This is a genomic window from Pseudomonas sp. MRSN 12121 (genome assembly GCF_000931465.1).
GTDB lineage: Bacteria > Pseudomonadota > Gammaproteobacteria > Pseudomonadales > Pseudomonadaceae > Aquipseudomonas.
On record NZ_CP010892.1, the window covers coordinates 4,417,005 to 4,438,525 of the forward strand.

Annotated in this window: 19 protein-coding genes; 10 read left to right on the top strand and 9 right to left on the bottom strand. The window is 61.2% G+C overall.

Going from position 1 to position 21,521, the window contains the following annotated elements; translation table 11 throughout:
* The first annotated feature begins 16 nt into the window (after positions 1-16).
* Positions 17-1,018: a glutathione S-transferase family protein gene (locus TO66_RS20095; protein ID WP_044463907.1), complete on the top strand. Its 1,002-nt coding sequence runs from the start codon at positions 17-19 to the stop codon at positions 1,016-1,018.
* A gap of 73 nt (positions 1,019-1,091) precedes the next feature.
* On the opposite strand, the gene cysG is transcribed toward TO66_RS20095, so the two are convergent.
* The 6 genes from cysG to ftsK all read right to left on the bottom strand — a co-directional run bounded on the left by cysG (position 1,092) and on the right by ftsK (position 8,612).
* The gene (gene cysG, locus TO66_RS20100) at positions 1,092-2,486 is read right to left on the bottom strand and encodes a siroheme synthase CysG (protein ID WP_044463908.1); all 1,395 of its coding nucleotides are present in this window, start codon (positions 2,484-2,486) and stop codon (positions 1,092-1,094) included.
* A complete protein-coding gene (gene serS, locus TO66_RS20105; RefSeq protein ID WP_044463909.1) occupies positions 2,487-3,767 on the bottom strand; it encodes a serine--tRNA ligase in 1,281 nt (426 codons plus the stop codon).
* Positions 3,768-3,783: 16 nt separating this feature from the next.
* Entirely contained in the window at positions 3,784-4,158 is a 375-nt protein-coding gene (crcB, locus tag TO66_RS20110) for a fluoride efflux transporter CrcB (RefSeq protein ID WP_044463910.1), read from the bottom strand.
* On the bottom strand, positions 4,155-5,480 hold the full coding sequence (locus tag TO66_RS20115; RefSeq protein WP_044463911.1) for a replication-associated recombination protein A: 1,326 nt from the start codon (positions 5,478-5,480) through the stop codon (positions 4,155-4,157). The genes crcB and TO66_RS20115 overlap by 4 nt, the downstream gene beginning before the upstream one ends.
* A 30-nt stretch (positions 5,481-5,510) precedes the next feature.
* Positions 5,511-6,134, bottom strand: coding sequence for an outer membrane lipoprotein chaperone LolA (gene lolA / locus TO66_RS20120; RefSeq protein WP_044463912.1), 624 nt, complete (start codon positions 6,132-6,134; stop codon positions 5,511-5,513).
* Between the two features lie 69 nt (positions 6,135-6,203).
* On the bottom strand, positions 6,204-8,612 hold the full coding sequence (ftsK, locus tag TO66_RS20125) for a DNA translocase FtsK (RefSeq protein ID WP_044463913.1): 2,409 nt from the start codon (positions 8,610-8,612) through the stop codon (positions 6,204-6,206).
* 330 nt (positions 8,613-8,942) lie between these two features.
* Between ftsK and trxB the strand changes: the two genes are divergently transcribed.
* The 4 genes from trxB (at position 8,943) to infA (ending at position 11,730) form a co-directional block, all read left to right on the top strand.
* Positions 8,943-9,893: a thioredoxin-disulfide reductase gene (gene trxB / locus TO66_RS20130; protein ID WP_044463914.1), complete on the top strand. Its 951-nt coding sequence runs from the start codon at positions 8,943-8,945 to the stop codon at positions 9,891-9,893.
* Positions 9,894-9,965: 72 nt separating this feature from the next.
* Positions 9,966-10,646, top strand: a complete 681-nt coding sequence (gene aat / locus TO66_RS20135; protein ID WP_044463915.1) for a leucyl/phenylalanyl-tRNA--protein transferase — start codon at positions 9,966-9,968, stop codon at positions 10,644-10,646.
* A gap of 57 nt (positions 10,647-10,703) precedes the next feature.
* Entirely contained in the window at positions 10,704-11,411 is a 708-nt protein-coding gene (locus TO66_RS20140) for an arginyltransferase (RefSeq protein ID WP_044463916.1), read from the top strand.
* A gap of 100 nt (positions 11,412-11,511) precedes the next feature.
* Positions 11,512-11,730 carry a translation initiation factor IF-1 gene (gene infA / locus TO66_RS20145; protein ID WP_002553999.1) on the top strand — a complete coding sequence of 73 codons (219 nt, stop codon included), beginning with the start codon at positions 11,512-11,514 and terminating at the stop codon, positions 11,728-11,730.
* Between the two features lie 104 nt (positions 11,731-11,834).
* Here the strand turns inward: infA and clpA are convergent, their stop codons facing one another.
* Together clpA and clpS are read right to left on the bottom strand one after the other, a co-directional pair.
* Entirely contained in the window at positions 11,835-14,105 is a 2,271-nt protein-coding gene (gene clpA, locus TO66_RS20150; protein ID WP_044463917.1) for an ATP-dependent Clp protease ATP-binding subunit ClpA, read from the bottom strand.
* Positions 14,106-14,134: 29 nt separating this feature from the next.
* The gene (gene clpS / locus TO66_RS20155) at positions 14,135-14,497 is read right to left on the bottom strand and encodes an ATP-dependent Clp protease adapter ClpS (RefSeq protein WP_009044582.1); all 363 of its coding nucleotides are present in this window, start codon (positions 14,495-14,497) and stop codon (positions 14,135-14,137) included.
* 225 nt (positions 14,498-14,722) lie between these two features.
* On the opposite strand from clpS, the gene cspD reads away from it, so the two are divergent.
* Positions 14,723-14,980: a cold shock domain-containing protein CspD gene (cspD, locus tag TO66_RS20160; RefSeq protein WP_044466109.1), complete on the top strand. Its 258-nt coding sequence runs from the start codon at positions 14,723-14,725 to the stop codon at positions 14,978-14,980.
* An 83-nt stretch (positions 14,981-15,063) separates the two neighbouring features.
* Here the strand turns inward: cspD and icd are convergent, their stop codons facing one another.
* The gene (gene icd, locus TO66_RS20165; RefSeq protein WP_044463918.1) at positions 15,064-16,320 is read right to left on the bottom strand and encodes an NADP-dependent isocitrate dehydrogenase; all 1,257 of its coding nucleotides are present in this window, start codon (positions 16,318-16,320) and stop codon (positions 15,064-15,066) included.
* Between the two features lie 504 nt (positions 16,321-16,824).
* Here icd and TO66_RS20170 point away from each other — a divergent pair.
* From TO66_RS20170 to hflD, 4 genes are all read left to right on the top strand, one after another.
* Complete coding sequence (locus tag TO66_RS20170) at positions 16,825-19,050, top strand: NADP-dependent isocitrate dehydrogenase (RefSeq protein ID WP_044463919.1); 2,226 nt, start codon at positions 16,825-16,827, stop codon at positions 19,048-19,050.
* Between the two features lie 205 nt (positions 19,051-19,255).
* On the top strand, positions 19,256-19,702 hold the full coding sequence (locus tag TO66_RS20175; protein WP_044463920.1) for an NUDIX hydrolase: 447 nt from the start codon (positions 19,256-19,258) through the stop codon (positions 19,700-19,702).
* Positions 19,703-19,773: 71 nt separating this feature from the next.
* Positions 19,774-20,898 carry a tRNA 2-thiouridine(34) synthase MnmA gene (mnmA, locus tag TO66_RS20180; RefSeq protein ID WP_044463921.1) on the top strand — a complete coding sequence of 375 codons (1,125 nt, stop codon included), beginning with the start codon at positions 19,774-19,776 and terminating at the stop codon, positions 20,896-20,898.
* On the top strand, positions 20,895-21,518 hold the full coding sequence (gene hflD, locus TO66_RS20185) for a high frequency lysogenization protein HflD (RefSeq protein ID WP_044463922.1): 624 nt from the start codon (positions 20,895-20,897) through the stop codon (positions 21,516-21,518). The genes mnmA and hflD overlap by 4 nt, the downstream gene beginning before the upstream one ends.
* The last annotated feature ends 3 nt before the right edge of the window (positions 21,519-21,521 follow it).

The following is a 21,521-nucleotide window of genomic DNA, read 5'->3' on the forward strand; positions in this document are numbered from 1 at the left end:
ACCGAGGAGTTTTTTCATGGGCTTGCTGATCGAAGGACGCTGGCACGACCAGTGGTACGAAAGCAGCAAAGACGGCACGTTCCAGCGCGAACAGGCACAACGCCGCAACTGGGTGACCGCTGACGGCGCGCCGGGCCCGAGCGGCGAAGGCGGCTTTCGCGCCCAGGCCGGCCGCTATCACCTGTACGTCTCCCTCGCCTGCCCCTGGGCCCATCGCACCCTGATCCTGCGCAAGCTCAAGGGCCTGGAACAGCTGATCGATGTCTCGGTGGTCAGTTGGCTGATGCTGGAAAATGGCTGGACGTTCGACCGGGCCCGAGGCTCCAGCGGCGATCCGCTGGATCACCTGGATTTCCTGCACCAGCGCTACACCGCCGACACCCGCGACTACACCGGACGCGTCACCGTGCCGCTGCTGTGGGACAAACAGCAACAACGCATCGTCAGCAACGAATCGGCGGAAATCATCCGCATGTTCAACAGCGCCTTCGACGGCCTGAGCGGCAATGACCTGGACTTCTATCCGCAACCGCTGCGCAAGGAAATCGACGCACTGAACGAGCGCATTTATCCCGCAGTGAACAATGGTGTGTATCGCGCCGGCTTCGCCACCTCGCAACAGGCCTACGACGCCGCCTTCGACGATGTGTTCGCCGAACTCGACTGGCTGGAACGACGCTTGAGCACCCAGCGCTACCTGGCAGGCGAATACCTGACCGAAGCGGACATCCGCCTGTTCACCACGCTGATTCGCTTCGACGCCGTGTATTACGGCCACTTCAAGTGCAACCTGCGACGGATCGCCGACTATCCCAACCTGTCGAACTGGCTGCGGGAGCTGTACCAGTGGCCGGGGATTGCCGAAACCGTCGACTTCACCCATATCAAGGGGCACTACTACGCCAGCCACCGCACCATCAACCCGACCGGCATCGTGCCCAAAGGGCCGGCGCAGGATTTCGATGCTGCCCATGACCGGGAGCGTTTGAAGGGGCTTGGGGTTTGGCGCAAGAATTGAGCCAGTAGCCAGATCGCTATCGCGGGCAAGCCTTGCTCCTACCTGTAGGAGCAAGGCTTGCCCGCGATGCTTTTCAGACCTGCGACTGGGCGCCTTCGAACCAGGCGAGCTTGTCGCGAAGCTGCACCACTTCACCGACTATCACCAGGGTCGGCGCATGCACTTCGTGCTCCGCCACCAGCTTCGGCAGATCCGCCAGGGTGCCGGTGAACACCCGCTGGTTGGCGGTCGTGCCCTGCTGGATCAATGCGGCCGGCGTATCCGCCGCGCGGCCATGGCGAATCAGTTGCTCGCAGATCACCGGCAAGCCCACCAGGCCCATGTAGAACACCAGGGTCTGTGCGGGCGCGACCAGGTCTGCCCAGGGCAGATCGGTGGTGCCGTCCTTCAGGTGCCCGGTGACGAAACGCACGGACTGCGCATAGTCGCGATGGGTCAGCGGAATCCCGGCATAGGCGGCGCAACCGCTGGCCGCGGTAATGCCCGGCACCACCTGGAACGGAATGCCATGGGTCGCCAGCTCTTCGATTTCCTCGCCGCCCCGGCCGAAGATGAACGGATCGCCGCCCTTGAGCCGCAATACACGCTTGCCCTGCCTGGCCAGGTCCACCAGTTGCTGGTTGATCTGCTCCTGAGGCAAGGCGTGATCGGCGCGACGCTTGCCGACATACACCCGATCGGCATCGCGACGGCACAGTTCGAGAATCGCCGGCGCCACCAGGCGGTCGTAGAGCACCACATCGGCTTGCTGCATCAGGCGCAGTGCGCGGAAGGTCAGGAGATCCGGATCGCCCGGCCCGGCACCTACCAGGTACACCTCGCCCGGCGCATCGGGGGCTTCGCCGGCGATCTTGGCCCGCAACAGACGCTCGGCCTCCTCGCCCTGCCCGGCCAGCTGCCGGTCGGCGATCGGCCCCTGGAACACCTCTTCCCAGAACGCCCGGCGCTGTTGCACACCCGGAAACAGGCCCTTGACCTGATTGCGAAAACGCGCGGCCAGGCCGGCCAGTTGACCGTAGGTCGAGGGAATCCAGGTTTCCAGCTTGGCCCGGATCAACCGCGCCAGCACCGGCGCATCGCCACCGCTGGAGACCGCGATCACCAGCGGCGAACGATCGACGATCGCCGGAAAGATCACGCTGCACAGGGCCGGCGCATCCACCACGTTAACGGGTACGCAGCGCCGATGGGCGTCGGCGGACACCTGGGCATTGAGCGGCTCGTCGTCGGTGGCGGCAATGATCAGCACGCAGCCGTCCAGGTCCGCCTCGACATAACCGCGCAACAGGCATTCGCCACCGCTGGCTGTCACCAGGTCGCGCAACTGCGGTTCCACTTCAGGCGCAACGACCCGCAGCAGCGCACCGGCATCGGCCAGCAGGCGGGATTTGCGCAAGGCAATCTCCCCGCCGCCGACCACCAACACACGACTGCCGCGCAGGTTATGAAACAGCGGCAGAAATTCCATTTAGCCGATGACCTCGACACCGCCCATGTAAGGCTTGAGCACGTCAGGCACACGGATCGAACCGTCGGCCTGCTGATAGTTCTCCAGCACCGCCACCAGGGTACGACCGACCGCCAAGCCGGAACCGTTCAGGGTGTGGACCAGCTCCGGCTTGCCGGTTTCCGGGTTACGGAAACGCGCCTGCATGCGGCGGGCCTGGAAATCGCCGCAGTTGGAGCACGACGAGATTTCCCGGTATTTGTCCTGGCTCGGCACCCAGACTTCCAGGTCGTAGGTCTTCACCGCGCTGAAGCCCATGTCGCCGGTGCACAACGCCAGGACGCGATAAGGCAGGCCCAGCAGTTGCAGGACCTTCTCGGCATTGGCGGTCAGGCCTTCCAGGGCTTCCATGGAGGTCGACGGCTCGACGATCTGCACCATCTCGACCTTGTCGAACTGGTGCTGGCGGATCATGCCGCGGGTGTCGCGGCCCGACGAACCGGCTTCGCTACGGAAGCACGGGGTATGGGCGACGAACTTGATCGGCAGTTGCTTCGGATCGAGGATCTCGCCCGCCACGATATTGGTCAGCGACACTTCGGCGGTCGGGATCAGGTACAGGTCGGCTTCGTTTTCACGGCCGATCTTGAACAGGTCCTCTTCGAACTTCGGCAACTGGCCGGTCCCCATCAGGGCCGGCGCCTGCACCAGGTAAGGCGTGTAGGCTTCTTCATAGCCGTGCTCGCTGGTATGCAGGTTGATCATGAACTGTGCCAGGGCGCGGTGCAGACGGGCAATCGGTCCGCGCAGCAGGGCAAACCGCGCGCCCGACAGCTTGGCCGCGGTCTCGAAGTCCAGCCAGCCGTTTTTTTCGCCCAGGGCAACGTGGTCCAGGATCGGGAAGTCAAAGGCCGTCGGCGTGCCCCAGCGGCGCACTTCGACGTTACCTTCTTCGTCGGCACCTACCGGCACGGACTCGTGAGGCAGGTTCGGAATCCCCTGCAGGATCGAGTCCAGCTCGGTCTGGATGCCTTCCAGCTCGGCCTTGCCGGAGGTCAGCTCGTTCCCCATGCGCTCGACGTCGGCCATCAGCGGCGCGATATCTTCACCACGCTGCTTGGCCTGACCGATGGACTTGGAGCGCGCGTTACGTTCGGCCTGCAGTTGTTCGGTGCGGGTCTGGACGGTCTTGCGCTGTTCCTCCAGCGCTTCGATGCGTGCTACATCCAGGGCAAAGCCACGGGATGCCAGGCGGTCCGCTACGTCCTGAAGGTTGCTACGTAACAGTTTGGAATCGAGCATGTCGGTCTCTCGTTTATCAAAGTTTGGTCAGGGACAGGCCGGCCCAGGTCGCGAGCAGCCCGCCGAATACGCTGATAGCCGCATAGCCCAGGGCTAGCGGTACCTGTCCGCTTTCCAGCAGACGCACCGTATCCAGTGAAAAGGATGAAAAAGTCGTCAGGCCACCGAGGAAGCCCACGATCAACCCGGCGCGCACCTCGACGGGCACTTCCGGGCGGATCAGAAACAGGCCGTACAACACGCCGATCAGCAGGCAGCCCACGATATTAACGGCCAGCGTCGCGGTATAGAAGTGCCGCGGCCAATTGGCGTTGATCCAGTTACCGGCGGCAAAACGCAACAAGGTGCCGGCAATGCCGCCTGCCGAGACGGCAACGATCAATGGAATCACGGTTTTCTCCGTTGCTTGGGGCTGGTTCGGTCAAGTTCCGCCAGATGCTTGAGCTTCTCGCCGATCTTCAACTCCAGGCCGCGAGGCACGGGCTGATAGAAAGCCTGCGGCTCCAGCTCCTCGGGAAAATAGTCTTCGCCGGCCGCGTAGGCGTCCGGTTCATCGTGGGCATAGCGGTATTCGTCGCCATAGCCCAGTTGCTTCATCAGCTTGGTCGGGGCGTTGCGCAGGTGCAGCGGCACCTCCAGCGACCCATGCTCGGCGGCGCTGCGCATGGCGGTCTTGAAGCCCATGTACACTGCATTGCTTTTCGGCGCGCAGGCAAGGTAGGTAATGGCCTGGGCCACCGCCAGCTCGCCCTCGGGGCTGCCCAGGCGCTCCTGTACGTCCCAGGCGGCCAGGCACAGGCTCAGCGCCCGCGGATCGGCATTGCCGATGTCCTCGCTAGCCATGCGCACCACCCGCCGCGCCAGGTACAGCGGGTCGCAACCGCCGTCGAGCATCCGCGCGAACCAGTACAGGGCGCCGTCCGGGTTGGAGCCACGGACCGATTTGTGCAGCGCCGATATCTGGTCGTAGAAGGCTTCACCGCCCTTGTCGAAACGCCGCCGGGTGTCGCCCAGCAGGCTTTGCAGCAGCTCGACCCCGATTTGCGTGCCGTCCTCGGCAAGGTCCGACGCGTTTTCCAGCAGGTTGAGCAAGCGGCGACCGTCGCCGTCCGCCGCTGCCAGCAACATCTGGAAGCCTTCGTCACTGAGGCTCAGCTGGCGCTTGCCCAGCCCGCGCTCTTCGGTCAGCGCCCGCTGCACCAGCTTGTGCAGGGCGGCCTCGTCGAGGCTCTTGAGCACATACACCCGGGCCCGGGACAACAGCGCGTTGTTCAGCTCGAAGGACGGGTTTTCCGTGGTCGCGCCGATGAAAATCAGCGTGCCGTCCTCGACATAGGGCAGGAAGGCGTCCTGCTGGGACTTGTTGAAGCGGTGCACTTCATCGACGAATAGGATGGTCCGGCGCCCGTACTGGGCCGCCTGCTGCTTGGCGATCTCCACCGCCTGGCGGATCTCCTTGACCCCGGCCAGCACCGCCGAGACAGTCTCGAAGTGCGCGTCCGAGACTTTCGCCAGGAGCCGCGCCAGGGTGGTCTTGCCCACCCCCGGCGGCCCCCAGAAGATCATCGAATGCAGGGCCCCCTGCTCCAACGCCTCGCGCAGCGGCTTGCCTCGGGCGAGCACATGCTCCTGACCGACATACTCGTCCAGATTGGCCGGGCGCAAGCGCGCGGCCAGGGGTTGGGCGATCGGGTCACTGCGAAACAGATCCATGGCGGACGATTGAAACCTCTTGGCGTCGACTTATTCTTGAATCACATCGGCACCCTTGGGGATGTCGAACTTGAACTTGGTAGCGGCGATCGGCTCGTTGGCCTTGACCCCGGTGAACAGGATATTGGTGCGCTGCCCAACGCTGTCGATCAGTTGCATGTCATTGACCAGGCCATTGCGGAACGACAGGCGCAGGCTGTCGAACAGCGTGTCCTTGGTCTTCGGCTTGAGAATGAAATCGACCACGCCGCCGGCTTCCTTGGCGCTGATATCGAAACTCTCGCTGATTTTCGACACATCGCCCGACAACAACAGCGCCGGGGTCTGGGTCAGGCGCTGGTCCAGGGTCTTGATGGTGACCTGCTCCAGGTCCGGGTCCCACAGGGAAACTTTCTTGCCGTCGGAAACCATCAGTTGTTCCTGCGGCGCGTCGGTGTGCCAGTAGAACAGGCCCGGGCGCTTGAGCGCCATGTCGCCGGCGGTTTCCTGCAGCTGGGTGCCGCTGCCGTCGAGGGTCAATTGGGAAAAGCGCGCAGTCAGGGTCTGGGACTTTTCAAGCAGTTGGGTCAGACGCGCCACGTCTTTCTGATCGGCCTGGGCCGACAGGGTCGTTAAAGCCAGTACCGGTACCAGCAACATGCGGATAAGACGCATGGGAGTCCTCATTGGATTCGTGGAAAAAACCGGCGGCGCGGGTTCACGCCGCCTGTATCGGGTCGCTGCTCAATCGCGCATTGGACCCGGAGCAATCACTTCGCGGGAGCCGTTGGTGTTCATGGCGGTCACCACACCGGCCATTTCCATCGCTTCGATCATCCGCGCGGCGCGGTTGTAGCCGATCTTGAGCTTGCGCTGCACGGCGGAAATGGAGGCCCGGCGGCTTTCGAGAACGAACTGCACGGCTTCGTCGTACAACGCATCGGTTTCAGCGTCGTCACCCTCGCCGCCGCCACCGCCACCCTCGAAGCCGCTGCCGGCCTCTTCGACGCCGTTGAGGATGTCGTCGTTGTACTCCGGCGCGCCGCGCAGTTTCCAGGCTTCTACGACACGGTGCACTTCATCGTCGGAGACGAAGGCACCATGGACGCGGATCGGCAGGCTGGTGCCGGGCGGCATGTAGAGCATGTCACCGTGGCCCAGCAACTGCTCGGCGCCGCCCTGGTCGATGATGGTCCGCGAATCGATCTTGCTCGACACCTGGAACGCCATGCGGGTCGGGATGTTGGCCTTGATCAGGCCGGTGATCACATCCACCGATGGACGCTGGGTCGCCAGGATCAGGTGGATCCCCGCCGCACGGGCTTTCTGGGCGATACGCGCGATCAGTTCCTCGACCTTCTTGCCGACAATCATCATCATGTCGGCGAACTCGTCCACCACGACCACGATAGTCGGCAACTTGGTCAGCAGCGGTGCTTCGTCGTGAATGCTTTCGCGGTTGTACAGCGGGTCCGTCAGCGGCGTACCGGCCTCGATCGCCTCCTTGACCTTGGCGTTGAAGCCCGACAGGTTACGCACGCCCATCTTGGCCATCAGCTTGTAGCGCCGCTCCATCTCGGCCACGCTCCAGCGCAGGGCATTGGCGGCGTCCTTCATGTCGGTCACCACCGGGCACAGCAGGTGCGGGATGCCTTCATAGATCGACAGTTCGAGCATTTTCGGGTCGATCATGATCAGCTTGGCGTCTTCCGGGCCGGACTTGAACAGGATCGACAGGATCATCGCGTTGACCCCCACCGACTTACCGGAACCGGTGGTACCGGCGACCAGCAGGTGAGGCATCTTGGCCAGGTCGGTGATGATCGGCTTGCCGCCGATATCGTGGCCCAGGGCCAGGGTGACCGGAGACTTGAAGTTGTCGTACTCCGGCGTCGACAGGACCTCGGAGAAACGCACGATCTGCCGGTCTTCGTTGGGAATCTCGATACCCACGGTGGTCTTGCCGGGAATCACTTCCACTACCCGCACGCTGGTCACCGCCAGCGAACGCGCCAGGTCCTTGGCCAGGTTGGCGATACGGCTGACCTTGACGCCGGCCGCCGGCTGGATTTCGTAACGGGTAATCACCGGGCCGGGGTGGATCGAGTCCACCGACACTTCGACGCCGAATTCCTTGAGCTTGATTTCCAGCAGGTGGCCGACAGCCGCCAGCGATTCGGGGGAATAGTTGAGTTGTTTCTTTTCCGCCGGGTCGAGAATCGAAATGGCCGGCAAAGTGCCCTCGACCGCGCTGTCGACAAACAGCGGGGCCTGCTTCTCTTTCTGCACGCGCTTGCTCGGCTCCGGCGCCTTGACGGCGACCGGTGCAATCACCGGCGGGACCTGTTTTTCCCGCTCGGACATGTGTTTGCTCAAGGCCTGCTCGCGCTCGATCAGGCGTTCCTTGACCTTGGCCTGCTCCCGCTTGTCGGGCACGATCGGCGCCACCACCTCGTCGACCCGCGCATCCACTTCGCGCAACTGAGCGACCAGTTGCTTGCGCTCGGTACGCGCGGCCCACCAGCGATTGGCAGCTCCTTGGAACAGCTCGAACAGGTCGAGGGTGATCTTGCCGGTCACATCCATGACCTTGAACCAGGACAGATCGGTGAAAACGGTCAGGCCGAACAGGAACAGCGCGATGAACATCAGGGTGCTGCCCTGGATGTTCAACGCGTTCCGGGCCAGGTCACCGAGGCTCTCGCCCAGTGCCCCACCGGCGCCGGCTGGCAGGCCGGTCGCCGCATGAAAATGAATATGCGCCAACGCAGCGCCGGACAGCACCAGGAAGACCAGGCCGATCAGGCGCCAGGAAAACAGCCAACCGCTCCACTGCCAGGGCTCATGGCGCTGACGAAAGATCTGATAAGTCTTGATCGCCAATAACAACGGGAAGATATAGGCGAAGTATCCCAACACCATAAACAGGATATCGGCGCTGTAAGAACCGGCAGGACCACCGAAGTTCTGCACATCTTCGATCTTGCTGTTATGACTCCAGCCCGGGTCGTCTTTGCCATAGGTCAGCAATGCCATCATCAGGAACAGGCACAAGGCACCAATGGCGATCAACGCACCTTCCTTGAGCCGGTAGTGCAGTTGCTGGCGCCAGAGTGGGACTACTGTTTTAGGTGCAGCGGTGGATTTCTTCAAAACGCGTCTTTTCCTGCGCCATGGGCGCGTCCAACTGTTGATCGACTAAAAAATGCTGCCCAATCCGAGCAGATAAATAAAGTTGACGAGCATAACCGGGGCTACTTTTAACATTCTGTCCCGGTATTGCGAAACTGGAAGAGCTATCACGGCTGCAACCCTGCAAAGCCGATACTATTCAACATATGGATACAAAACCGCATTGTACGGGTTTACAAGCGCCATGCCACGCCGCTCAGTACGGGGATACAGCACGACCAGAAGCACTTTACGCAATATTCAATTTGAGCACGCATTCTCTTTTGTGACAAAGGCTTATGAGGTGTTTTTATGAACGAAGCGAAGCATTCACGCCTGATCATTCTCGGCTCCGGCCCCGCCGGTTACAGCGCCGCCGTGTATGCCGCCCGCGCCAACCTCAAACCGACGGTTATCACCGGCCTGCAAGCGGGGGGACAGCTGACGACGACCGTCGAGGTCGACAACTGGCCGGGCGATGCAGAAGGCCTGACGGGCCCGGTGCTGATGGAACGCATGCAAAAACACGCGGAACGCTTCGACACCGAGATCATCTACGACCATATCCATACCGCCGAGTTGCAACAACGCCCCTTTATCCTCAAGGGCGATAGCGGCACCTATAGCTGCGATGCCCTGATCATCGCCACCGGCGCCTCGGCCCAGTATCTGGGACTGCCCTCCGAGGAAGCCTTCGCCGGCAAAGGCGTATCCGCTTGCGCCACCTGCGACGGCTTTTTCTACCGCAATCAGGTAGTGGCCGTGGTGGGCGGCGGCAATACGGCCGTGGAAGAAGCCCTGTACCTCTCCAACATCGCCCGAGAGGTGCATCTGGTGCATCGGCGCGACAAATTGCGGGCGGAAAAGATCCTCCAGGACAAGCTGTTCGAGAAAGCGGCCAAGGGCAATATCCGCCTGCACTGGAATCAGCATCTCGACGAGGTACTGGGCGATGCCAGCGGCGTCACCGGCGCCCGCCTGCGCGACAGCCTGACCGGCGAAACCCGGGAACTGGCGCTAGCCGGCGTGTTCATTGCCATCGGCCACAAACCCAATACGGACTTGTTCCAGGGACAACTGGACATGCACGACGGCTACCTGCGGATCAAGGGCGGTAGCGAGGGGGACGCCACGGCTACCGCCATCCCAGGGGTATTTGCAGCAGGCGACGTGGCCGACCACGTCTATCGCCAGGCCATCACCTCTGCCGGCGCGGGGTGCATGGCAGCCCTGGATGCGGAAAAATTCCTCGACGACAACTGATCTCCCGACCTACGCTTGCGGCGGGCCCGGCAAGGCCCGCCACCGCCCTCCCCTTCCGCAAGTCTGGACGCCATGCTGACCTGGTTACAACGCAACACCTTTGACTTCCCGCCACTGGAAAAAGCCCTGCGCGACCCCAACGGCCTGCTGGCCGCGGGCGGCGACCTGTCAGCCGACCGATTGATCCATGCCTATCGCCACGGCTGCTTTCCATGGTTCTCCGAAGGCCAGCCAATTCTCTGGTGGTCCCCGGACCCGCGCACAGTCCTGCTTCCAGACGAACTGCATGTATCCCGCAGCCTGAACAAACTGTTGCGCCAGCAACGTTACCAGGTCACCTTCGACCAGGACTTTCCAGCCGTCATCAGTGCCTGCGCGGCGCCACGCGCCTATGCCGATGGCACCTGGATCACCGAGTCGATGCAGAATGCCTACCTCGAACTGCACAAGCGCGGCTACGCCCATTCCGTCGAAGTGTGGGACCAGGGCTCGCTGGTGGGCGGGCTGTACGGGCTAGCAATGGGCCAGTTGTTTTTCGGGGAGTCGATGTTCAGCCGCGCCGACAACGCGTCGAAATTCGGCTTCACCATACTGGTCGAACGCTTGCGGGCATGGGGATTCGCCCTGATCGACTGCCAGATGCCCACCGACCACCTGCACAGCCTGGGAGCCCGCGCCATCACGCGCCAGGAGTTCGCCGGCTACCTGCAACGCCATCTGGACCAGCCCAGCCGCGCCATATGGGTTTCCTAGGCGGGTTGCGCCAGCGTGGCTTACACTTAATTCAAAGCTAATCCCGAGGGTTGATTCATGACCGAGTTGGCGCGTTTGAAGTTCTATGCCACTCAGCCCCACTCTTGCAGCTACCTGCCCGAAGAACAGGCGACCACGCTGTTCCTCGACCCTAGCCAGCCCATGGATGTGCATGTCTACGCAGATCTGTCGGAAATGGGCTTTCGCCGCAGTGGCGATCACCTCTACCGGCCGCATTGCCAGAACTGCAATGCCTGTGTCCCGGCGCGCATTCCTGCCGCGCAATTCTTGCCCAATCGGCAGCAGAAACGCATTCTCAAACGCAATGCCGACTTGCAGGTTCAGCCTGTCAAACCGGCCTTCAGCGAAGAATATTTCGATCTTTACCAGCGTTATATCGAACAACGCCACGCCGATGGCGACATGTACCCCCCCAGCCGCGATCAGTTCTCGACCTTTCTGGTCCGTGACCTGCCCTTCTCCCGGTTCTATGAGTTCCGCCTCGACGGACGCCTGCTTGCCGTGGCTGTCACCGACCTGCTGCCCAACGGGCTTTCCGCGGTCTACACCTTCTATGAGCCCGAAGAGGAGCGCCGCAGTCTTGGCCGCTTCGCCATCCTGTGGCAGATCGGCGAGGCCTTGCGCCTGGGCCTGGACGCGGTCTACCTCGGTTACTGGATCAAGAACTGCAAAAAAATGAACTACAAGACCCAATATCGGCCTATCGAGCTGCTGATTAACCAGAGATGGGTCATCCTCAACTAGAAGCCCTTGGCTTGAACCCCACTTTTCGGGCACAATGCACGCCGCTTTTGCCTGGCGCAGTTGCACCGGGCCATTCACTGGACACCGAGGGCTTTACTGCATGTCGAAAGAAGACAGCTTCGAAATGGAAGGCACTGTCGTCGACACCCTGCCCAACACCATGTTTCGCGTGGAGTTGGAAAATGGGCACGTCGTAACCGCGCATATCTCCGGCAAGATGCGCAAGAACTACATTCGTATTCTTACCGGTGACAAAGTGCGCGTCGAGCTGACGCCCTATGACTTGAGCAAAGGGCGCATCACTTACCGCGCTCGCTAAGCAAGTCGACACAAGACGCCCGGCCCACGCCGGGCGTTTTTGTTTGTGCGCTTTATGCCTGACATGAAAAAGGCGCCTTGCGGCGCCTTTTTTGTTGCGGCCTTTCAGGCCATTTCTGCAGTGGTCTCGAACTCGAAGGTCAGCTCGCCATCCTTGATGTCGATGTGCACCACACCGCCATGCTCGGCCAGTTCGCCAAAGAGTATCTCCTCCGCCAGCGGACGCTTGATCTTGTCCTGGATCAGGCGCGCCATCGGACGAGCACCCATCGTCACATCGTAACCACCCGCCGCCAGCCAGCTGCGAGCCGCGTCGGTGACCTCCAGCTGAACGCGCTTGTCTTCCAGCTGCGCCTGAAGCTCGGTAAGGAACTTGTCCACCACGCTCTTGATGACCTCATGGCTGAGGCGACCAAACTGGATAATGGTGTCCAGACGGTTGCGGAACTCCGGCGTGAAGCTCTTCTTGATCACTTCCATCGCATCGGAAGAGTGATCCTGATGAGTGAAACCGATAGAGGCCCGCGCCGCTGTTTCGGCACCCGCGTTGGTGGTCATGATAATGATCACGTTGCGGAAGTCCGCCTTGCGCCCGTTGTTATCGGTCAAGGTACCGTGATCCATCACCTGCAGCAGCAGATTGAAGACCTCGGGGTGGGCTTTTTCGATCTCATCGAGCAGCAGCACACAGTGAGGCTGCTTGGTAATGGCCTCGGTCAGCAGGCCACCCTGGTCGAACCCGACATAACCCGGAGGCGCACCGATCAGACGCGACACGGTATGGCGCTCCATGTACTCGGACATATCGAAACGTACCAGCTCGATACCCAGCGCCTTGGCCAACTGCCGCGCGGCTTCGGTTTTACCGACACCGGTAGGACCGGCGAACAGGAACGAGCCGACGGGCTTGTCTGGCGACTTCAGGCCAGCGCGAGACAGCTTGATCGCAGTGGACAGCGAGTCGATCGCCGCATCCTGGCCAAATACGGTCAACTTCAAATCACGCTCGAGATTACGCAACAGCTCCTTGTCGGAACTGGTGACATGCTTCGGCGGAATCCGCGCGATTTTTGCCACGATATCCTCGACCTGAGCCACCTCGATGCGCTTGACGCGCTTGTCGGAAGGCTGCAGGCGCTGATAGGCACCCGCCTCGTCAATGACATCGATAGCCTTGTCCGGCATATGCCGGTCATTGATGTAGCGCGAGGCCAGTTCGGCCGCGGCGCGCAAGGCTTCGTCGCTGTACTCGATGCTGTGGTGCAGTTCGAAACGCCCCTTGAGACCGCGCAGGATACCAATGGTGTCCTCGACCGAAGGCTCGGAGACGTCGACCTTCTGGAAACGACGCGCCAAAGCGCGATCCTTCTCGAAAATCCCGCGGAACTCCTGGAATGTGGTCGAGCCAATGCAACGGATATCGCCCGAGGAAAGCAATGGCTTGAGCAGGTTCGAGGCATCCATTACCCCACCGGACGCCGCACCGGCACCAATGATGGTGTGGATCTCATCGATGAACAGGATCGCCTGCGGACGCTTCTTCAGCTCACCCAGCAACGCCTTGAAACGCTTCTCGAAATCGCCGCGGTACTTGGTACCGGCCAGCAACGCACCGAGATCCAGGGAGTACACCACGCTATTGGCCAGCAGATCGGGAACCTGGCTGTCGACAATGCGCTTAGCCAGGCCTTCGGCGATCGCGGTTTTACCCACGCCCGCCTCACCGACCAGCAACGGGTTATTCTTGCGCCGACGCGCAAGGATCTGCGCCACGCGCTCGACTTCCTGCTCACGCCCCACCAACGGATCGATACGCCCCTGGCGTGCCAGTTCATTGAGATTGCTGGCATAGGCATCCAGCGGATTGCCGGAAGAGGAAGACTCGCCGCCTTCATCGTCCTGCATGTCCTGCTCACCTTCAGAATGATCGCCATGCCCCGGCACCTTGGAGATGCCATGGGCGATATAGTTGACGACGTCGATACGGGCAACGCTCTGCTGTTTCAGCAGGAACACCGCCTGGCTCTCTTGCTCACTGAAGATTGCAACCAGCACATTGGCACCGGTCACTTCGCGCTTGCCCGAACTCTGCACATGAAAGACAGCACGTTGCAGCACACGCTGGAAGCCCAGGGTTGGCTGGGTTTCGCGATCCTCGTCATGTACGGGAATCAGTGGCGTGGTGGAGTCGATGAACTCCTGCAGGTCGTGCTTGAGTTTGTCGAGGTTTGCTCCGCAGGCACGTAAAACGGTGGCGGCGGCCTCATTATCCAAAAGAGCCAACAAGAGGTGCTCGACGGTCATGAATTCATGACGCTTCGAACGGGCCTCTTTGAAGGCGAGATTGAGGGTGACTTCGAGCTCGCGGTTTAACATAGCTTCACCTCATACCCAAGTGGTCGGCGTTAACCGTCCTTCTCGATTTCACAGAGTAGCGGATGCTGGCTTTCCCTGGCGTACTGGTTGACCTGCATGGCCTTGGTCTCGGCGATGTCGCGGGTAAACAATCCACATACTGCCCGTCCTTCTGTATGAACGGCCAGCATTACCTTGGTCGCCAGCTCGCGATTCAGGTTAAAAAACACCTCGAGCACTTCGACGACGAAATCCATCGGTGTGTAGTCATCATTGAACAAAACCACCTTGTACATCGGCGGGGCCTGTAACGTCGGCTTAGCTTCCTGTACAGCCAAGCCAGCGGAATCGTCGTCTTGGAAATCCGGGCGATCCTGATTGAATGTTAGTCGAATCTGGCTGATTGCATGCATGGAAAGAAAGGTTCGTTAGTTGAGCAAATACAGTGGTGGGGGCACTCCGGGAGGATTTCAACTCCGACCGCCGGGTCACCTTGACTATCGGCAAAACGGTGTTACAACCAATAGAGCCCACATTGGGTAATAAAGGTCCGTACCGTCAATCCCATATTTCGGATTTCGGTACGGATGAACAGGATGATACTCCAGTGATGGAGTCTGTTGCAGAGGGATATGAGCATGGCAAGCGGCAAGGTCAAGTGGTTCAACAACGCCAAGGGTTATGGCTTTATTAATGAGGAGGGCAAGAACGACGACCTGTTTGCCCACTACTCGGCCATCGAGATGGAAGGCTACAAAACCTTGAAAGCCGGTCAGGCCGTGAGCTTCGAGATCACGCAAGGTCCCAAGGGCCTGCACGCCGTGAAAATCAACTCCATCAAGACCCAGAACGCCCCTGCCGCCACTCCCTCCTTCCCGGAAACAGCCTTGAGCTGAATCCGACACCCCGTCATAAAACAGTCATAAAAAAACGGCCGGTTCAATCACTTGAACCGGCCGTTTTACTGAGCGCGTATCACTTACATGTGCGAGATCAGCGCATCGCCGAACGCCGACGACGACAACAGCGTGGCGCCGTCCATCAGGCGCTCGAAGTCGTAGGTCACGGTCTTGGCGCCAATGGCACCGTTAGTGCCCTTGATGATCAGGTCGGCCGCCTCGGTCCAGCCCATGTGCCGCAACATCATTTCAGCCGAGAGGATCAGCGAACCCGGGTTCACCTGGTCCTTGCCGGCATATTTCGGCGCGGTGCCGTGGGTGGCCTCGAACATGGCCACGGTGTCGGACAGGTTGGCGCCCGGGGCGATACCGATCCCACCTACCTCCGCAGCCAGCGCGTCGGACAGGTAGTCACCGTTCAGGTTCAGGGTCGCAATAACGTCATATTCGGCGGGACGCAGCAGGATCTGCTGGAGCATCGCATCCGCGATGGCGTCCTTGACGATCACGTTCTTGCCGGTTTTCGGGTTCTTGAATTGCATCCATGGACCACCGTCGAGCAGGGTCGCGCCGAACTCCTCGGCCGCCACTTCATAGGCCCACTCCTTGAAGGCACCTTCGGTGAACTTCATGATGTTGCCTTTATGCACGATGGTCAGCGAGTCGCGATCGTTGTCGACGACATATTGCAGCGCCTTGCGCGCCAGGCGCTTGGTGCCCTGCAGGGAAACCGGCTTGACGCCGATACCGCAGTTCTCATCGAAACGGATCTTGGTGACACCCATCTCTTCCTTGAGGAACTTGATGACCTTGGTGGCTTCCGCGGAACCGGCCTTCCATTCGATACCGGCATAGATGTCTTCGGAGTTCTCACGGAAGATGGTCATGTCGACATCGCCGGGCTTCTTCACCGGGCTGGGCACACCTTCGAACCAGCGCACCGGGCGCAGGCAGACATAGAGGTCCAGTTGCTGGCGCAGGGCCACGTTCAGGGAGCGGATACCGCCACCCACCGGCGTGGTCAGCGGGCCCTTGATGGACACCACATAATCCTTGACCGCGTCCAGAGTTTCCTGAGGGAGCCAGGTGTCCTGGTCGTACACTTGGGTGGCTTTCTCGCCGGCGTAAACCTCCATCCAGGAAATTTTGCGCTCGCCGCCGTAGGCTTTCTTCACTGCAGCATCGACAACCTTGATCATGACCGGGCTGATATCAACGCCAATACCATCACCTTCGATGAAAGGGATGATCGGGTTGTTAGGAACATTGAGAGAATGGTCTGCATTGACGGTGATTTTGTCGCCGACTGCTGGAACCTGAATCTTCTTGTATCCCATGCTGAACTCCGTTGTGTGGATTGAACATCTGGCTGCGTTCGAGCGTACCCCAGTTGAATCTGGACGGGAACCTCATGTTCCCGTCACCGAGCGCGAAACAGCACAGTTCGCGGCCTACAAGCCTGAAAACAAAGGGAAAAGCGCCAAATTCGAGCACTTTGAGCGAGCCTAGGCCAACCCTGGCTGCGACCTTTAGACCAATGGACGAGACGCGCGGCCTATGAACCATCGGCGTTTTGCCAGCTACCTATGTATAATGCCGCCGCTGACCACAGAGTCACGACGGCTGAGCGCTCTGCCACTGGAAAAAATGTAGCCGAGACTTTCCGCCAAAAGCCGGGCTGTTATCGCAGCCCACACGCTTGACGCTCGACTGATGCACCCAACATCACCGCGAAGAAACCTCGACATTCGGTTCACGGATGGCTTTGAACGAACGCGCTCACCCGGCGCCCCTCGAGTTTTTCTGCGCACGCTTTAGCAAAGAAGAGAGTTAATCCGAATATGCCCACCCGCTCGAAGATCATCTATACCTTCACCGACGAAGCTCCCGCCCTCGCCACCTACTCGCTGCTCCCTATCATCGAAGCCTTCACCGCTTCCGCTGATATTGCCGTGGAAACCCGCGACATCTCTCTCGCAGGGCGTATTCTTGCCAGCTTCCCGGAGCTGCTGGGCGACAAAGCCGTACCAGACCATCTGGCCGAGCTGGGCGAACTGGCCGTAACACCTGAAGCCAACATCATCAAGCTGCCGAACATCAGTGCTTCGGTTCCCCAGCTTCAGGCCGCCATCAAAGAGCTGCAGGCCAAGGGCTACGCCCTGCCGGACTACCCGGAAACCGTGACCAGCGACGCCGACAAAGACGCCAAGGCGCGCTACGACAAGGTCAAGGGCAGCGCCGTGAACCCGGTCCTGCGCGAAGGCAACTCCGATCGTCGCGCCCCGCTGTCGGTCAAGAACTACGCACGCAAGCACCCGCACAAGATGGGCGCCTGGGCCAAGGACTCCAAGTCCCACGTGGCCCACATGAGCAACGGCGACTTCTATGGCAGCGAAAAAGCCGCCCTGATCGATGCCCAGGACAGCGTCAAGATCGAACTGATCGCCCAGGACGGTAGCGCTACTGTCCTGAAGGAAAAAACCGCCGTACAAGCCGGCGAGATCCTCGACTGCGCCGTCATGAGCAAGAAAGCCCTGCGCGCTTTCGTTGCCGCAGAGATCGAAGACGCCAAGCAGCAGGGCGTGCTGCTGTCGGTGCACCTCAAGGCCACCATGATGAAGGTTTCCGATCCGATCATGTTCGGCCAGATCGTTGCCGAGTTCTATCAGGACGCCCTGAGCAAGCACGCCGAAGTGCTGAGTCAGATCGGCTTCAACCTGAACAACGGCATCGGCGACCTGTATGCCCGCATCAAGGCCCTGCCTACCGATCAGCAAGCCGCGATCGAAGCCGACATCCAGGCGGTCTACGCCGTGCGCCCTGCCCTGGCCATGGTCAATTCCGACAAAGGCATCACCAACCTGCACGTGCCGAGCGACGTGATCGTCGACGCCTCGATGCCTGCCATGATCCGTGACTCCGGCAAGATGTGGGGCACCGACGGCCAGCTGCACGACACCAAGGCACTGATCCCGGACCGCTGCTACGCCACCATCTACCAGGCGGTCATCGAAGATTGCAAAGCCAACGGCGCCTTCGATCCGACCACCATGGGCAGCGTGCCGAACGTCGGCCTGATGGCCAAGAAAGCCGAAGAGTACGGCTCCCACGACAAGACCTTCCAGATCAAGGCCGACGGCGTCGTACGCGTCACCGACAGCAAGGGCAACCTGCTGCTGGAACAGGCGGTCGAGGCCGGCGACATCTTCCGCATGTGCCAGACCAAAGACGCCCCGATCCAGGACTGGGTCAAACTGGCCGTCAATCGCGCTCGCGCCAGCGATACTCCAGCGATTTTCTGGCTGGACCCGATGCGCGCCCACGACGGCGTGATGATCGAGAAGGTGCAGGCCTACCTGAAGGATCACGACACCAGCGGCCTGGATATCCGCGTGATGTCGCCGGTCGACGCCATGAAGTTCACCCTGGCCCGCACCCGCGAAGGCAAGGACACCATCTCCGTCACCGGCAACGTGCTGCGCGACTACCTGACCGACCTGTTCCCAATCATGGAACTGGGCACCAGCGCCAAAATGCTGTCGATCGTGCCACTGATGAACGGTGGCGGCCTGTTCGAAACCGGCGCCGGCGGTTCGGCACCGAAGCACGTACAGCAGTTGCTGGAAGAAAACTTCCTGCGCTGGGACTCCCTGGGTGAGTTCCTGGCCCTGGCCGCCTCCCTGGAGCACCTGGGCAACACCTACAACAACCCGAAAGCGCTGGTATTGGCCAAGACCCTCGACCAGGCAACCGGTCAGTTCCTGGACAACAATAAGTCGCCATCGCGCAAAGTCGGCAACATCGACAACCGCGGCAGCCACTTCTACCTGGCGCTGTACTGGGCCCAGGCCCTGGCCGCCCAGACTGAAGATGCCGCCCTGCAAGCGCAGTTCAGCCCCCTGGCCAAGACCCTGACCGAGAACGAGGCAAGCATCGTTGCCGAACTCAATGCGGTCCAAGGCAAGCCAGTGGACATCGGCGGCTACTACAGCGCCAACCCTGAGCTGGTGAGCAAGGCCATGCGCCCGAGCGCCACGCTCAACGCGGCTATCGCTGCGCTGGCATAAGCCTACCGCTGCAATGCAAACCCCGGCCAAGCGCCGGGGTTTGTGTTTCCGGATAACACCCTCCTTGTAGGAGCGACGCTTGCTCGCGATAAGGACGCCGCGCTGAATCAGTCAAAACGCGCTGCTTTCATCGCGAGCAAGCTTCGCTCCTACAGGGTCAGTGTTCGTTTTATGATGATCGCCCACCCAAGACAGAGCCTTATCCATGGAATGGCAACCCCACATCACCGTCGCCACCATCATCGAGGATCAGGGACGCTTCCTGTTCGTCGAAGAGTTCCAGGGCGAGCAGGCGGTACTCAACCAGCCCGCCGGGCACCTGGACGCGAATGAAAGCCTGCTCCAGGCCGCCATTCGCGAAACCCTGGAAGAAACCGGCTGGGACATCGAATTGACCGGCGTGGTCGGTATCTATCTGTACACCGCCCCGAGCAATGGCGTGACCTACCAGCGCGTGTGCTTCGCCGGCAAACCGCTGCGGCACCACCCCGACTATCGACTGGACGATGGCATCATCGGCCCGCGCTGGCTGAGCCGCGACGAGTTGCTGGCCTTGCGCCCGCAATGGCGCAGCGAGCTGATCATCCAATGCCTTGACGACTATCTGGCCGGCCAGCTGCACAGCCTCACGCTGATCCGCCCATCGCTTTAACCGCAGTTTTAGCCTTGCAGGCCGCAGCCTGTTAGAATCGCGTCCTTTTTCAAGACACCCGTTGAATTCCTATGCGTGATCCAGCCCCTTCTGACAACCAAAAGAAGCGCGTCATCGTCGGCATGTCCGGCGGCGTGGACTCTTCCGTTTCCGCCCTCCTGCTGATGGAGCAGGGTTACCAGGTGGAAGGCCTGTTCATGAAGAACTGGGAGGAAGACGACGGAACCGAATACTGCACTGCCATGGACGACCTCGCGGACGCCCAGGCCGTATGCGACAAGATCGGCATCAAGCTGCACACCGCCAACTTCGCCGCCGAGTACTGGGACAACGTGTTCGAGCACTTCCTGGCCGAATACAAGGCCGGCCGCACGCCGAACCCGGACATCCTGTGCAACCGCGAGATCAAGTTCAAGGCGTTCCTCGACTACGCCATGATGCTCGGCGCCGACCTGATCGCCACCGGTCACTATGTGCGTCGCCGCGATATCGACGGGCGCACCGAACTGCTCAAGGGCCTGGACCCGAACAAGGACCAGAGCTATTTCCTGCACGCCGTCGGCGGCGAACAGATCGCCAAGACCCTGTTCCCGGTGGGCGAACTGGAAAAGCCCGAAGTCCGCGCGATCGCCGAAAAACACGACTTGGCCACCGCCAAGAAGAAGGATTCCACCGGCATCTGCTTTATCGGCGAACGGCGCTTCAGCGATTTCCTCAAGCAATACCTGCCGGCCCAGCCCGGCGAGATCAAGACCACCGAAGGTGAAGTGATCGGCCGCCACCACGGCCTGATGTACCACACCATCGGCCAGCGCCAGGGCCTGGGCATCGGCGGCCTCAAGGACGCCGGCGAAGAGCCGTGGTACGTGCTGATCAAGGATCTGGAGCACAACGAGCTGATCGTGGGCCAGGGCAATGACCATCCGTGGCTGTTCTCCCGCGCCCTGCTCGCCTCCGACATCTATTGGGTCAACCCGATCGACCTGAGCGAACCACGCCGCCTGACCGCGAAAGTGCGCTATCGCCAGAGCGACCAGCCCTGCACCCTGGAAAAGACCGCCAGCGGCTACCGCGCGACCTTCGACGACCCGCAACGCGCCGTCACCCCCGGCCAGTCCGTGGTGTTCTATGACGGCGAAATCTGCCTGGGCGGCGGCGTGATCGAAGTCGCGGAGCCCTGGAGCAGCAAGGCATGAGCCCGATCCAGGAGCAACTGACGGCACTGGGCGGCGTGTTTCTCGCCGCCGTGCTGGTGGACAAGATCGCCAAGACCGGCCAGGTCACCGAAGCCTCCTTGAGCTGCATGCTCGGCAGCCTGCTGATCCGCGACCCGAAGGACACCCTGGAAGTCTACGGCGGTGACGATATCAACCTGCGCGAAGGCTATCGCGCCCTGATCGGCGCCCTGGAACGCGACCCCAGCACGCTGCAGCGCGAACCGCTGCGCTACGCCCTGTCGATGCTCGGCCTCGAGCGCCAGCTGGCCAAGCGTGACGACATGCTGGAGATCATCGGCAAGCGCCTGCCGCAGATTCAGTCCCAGGTCGAACATTTCGGCCCGGCTCACGAAAACGTGATTGCCGCGTGCGGCTCGCTGTACCAGGACACCCTGAGCACCCTGCGCCAGCGAATCCAGGTGCATGGCGACATGCGCAACCTGCAGCAACCGAGCAACGCTTCGAAGATCCGCGCCCTGCTGCTGGCCGGCATCCGCTCGGCGCGCCTGTGGCGCCAACTGGGCGGTCACCGCTGGCAGCTGGTGATCAGCCGCCGCAAGCTGCTCAAAGAGCTTTATCCGCTGATGCGCAACAGCTGAACC

Bases quoted from the DNA above. Each gene is read 5' to 3' on its own strand.
- TO66_RS20095 (WP_044463907.1), top strand. From the start codon at position 17: ATGGGCTTGCTGATCGAAGGACGCTGGCACGACCAGTGGTACGAAAGC.
- cysG (WP_044463908.1), bottom strand. From the start codon at position 2,486: ATGGAATTTCTGCCGCTGTTTCATAACCTGCGCGGCAGTCGTGTGTTG.
- serS (WP_044463909.1), bottom strand. From the start codon at position 3,767: ATGCTCGATTCCAAACTGTTACGTAGCAACCTTCAGGACGTAGCGGAC.
- TO66_RS20115 (WP_044463911.1), bottom strand. From the start codon at position 5,480: ATGGATCTGTTTCGCAGTGACCCGATCGCCCAACCCCTGGCCGCGCGC.
- lolA (WP_044463912.1), bottom strand. From the start codon at position 6,134: ATGCGTCTTATCCGCATGTTGCTGGTACCGGTACTGGCTTTAACGACC.
- trxB (WP_044463914.1), top strand. From the start codon at position 8,943: ATGAACGAAGCGAAGCATTCACGCCTGATCATTCTCGGCTCCGGCCCC.
- aat (WP_044463915.1), top strand. From the start codon at position 9,966: ATGCTGACCTGGTTACAACGCAACACCTTTGACTTCCCGCCACTGGAA.
- TO66_RS20140 (WP_044463916.1), top strand. From the start codon at position 10,704: ATGACCGAGTTGGCGCGTTTGAAGTTCTATGCCACTCAGCCCCACTCT.
- infA (WP_002553999.1), top strand. From the start codon at position 11,512: ATGTCGAAAGAAGACAGCTTCGAAATGGAAGGCACTGTCGTCGACACC.
- clpA (WP_044463917.1), bottom strand. From the start codon at position 14,105: ATGTTAAACCGCGAGCTCGAAGTCACCCTCAATCTCGCCTTCAAAGAG.
- clpS (WP_009044582.1), bottom strand. From the start codon at position 14,497: ATGCATGCAATCAGCCAGATTCGACTAACATTCAATCAGGATCGCCCG.
- cspD (WP_044466109.1), top strand. From the start codon at position 14,723: ATGGCAAGCGGCAAGGTCAAGTGGTTCAACAACGCCAAGGGTTATGGC.
- icd (WP_044463918.1), bottom strand. From the start codon at position 16,320: ATGGGATACAAGAAGATTCAGGTTCCAGCAGTCGGCGACAAAATCACC.
- TO66_RS20170 (WP_044463919.1), top strand. From the start codon at position 16,825: ATGCCCACCCGCTCGAAGATCATCTATACCTTCACCGACGAAGCTCCC.
- TO66_RS20175 (WP_044463920.1), top strand. From the start codon at position 19,256: ATGGAATGGCAACCCCACATCACCGTCGCCACCATCATCGAGGATCAG.
- mnmA (WP_044463921.1), top strand. From the start codon at position 19,774: ATGCGTGATCCAGCCCCTTCTGACAACCAAAAGAAGCGCGTCATCGTC.
- hflD (WP_044463922.1), top strand. From the start codon at position 20,895: ATGAGCCCGATCCAGGAGCAACTGACGGCACTGGGCGGCGTGTTTCTC.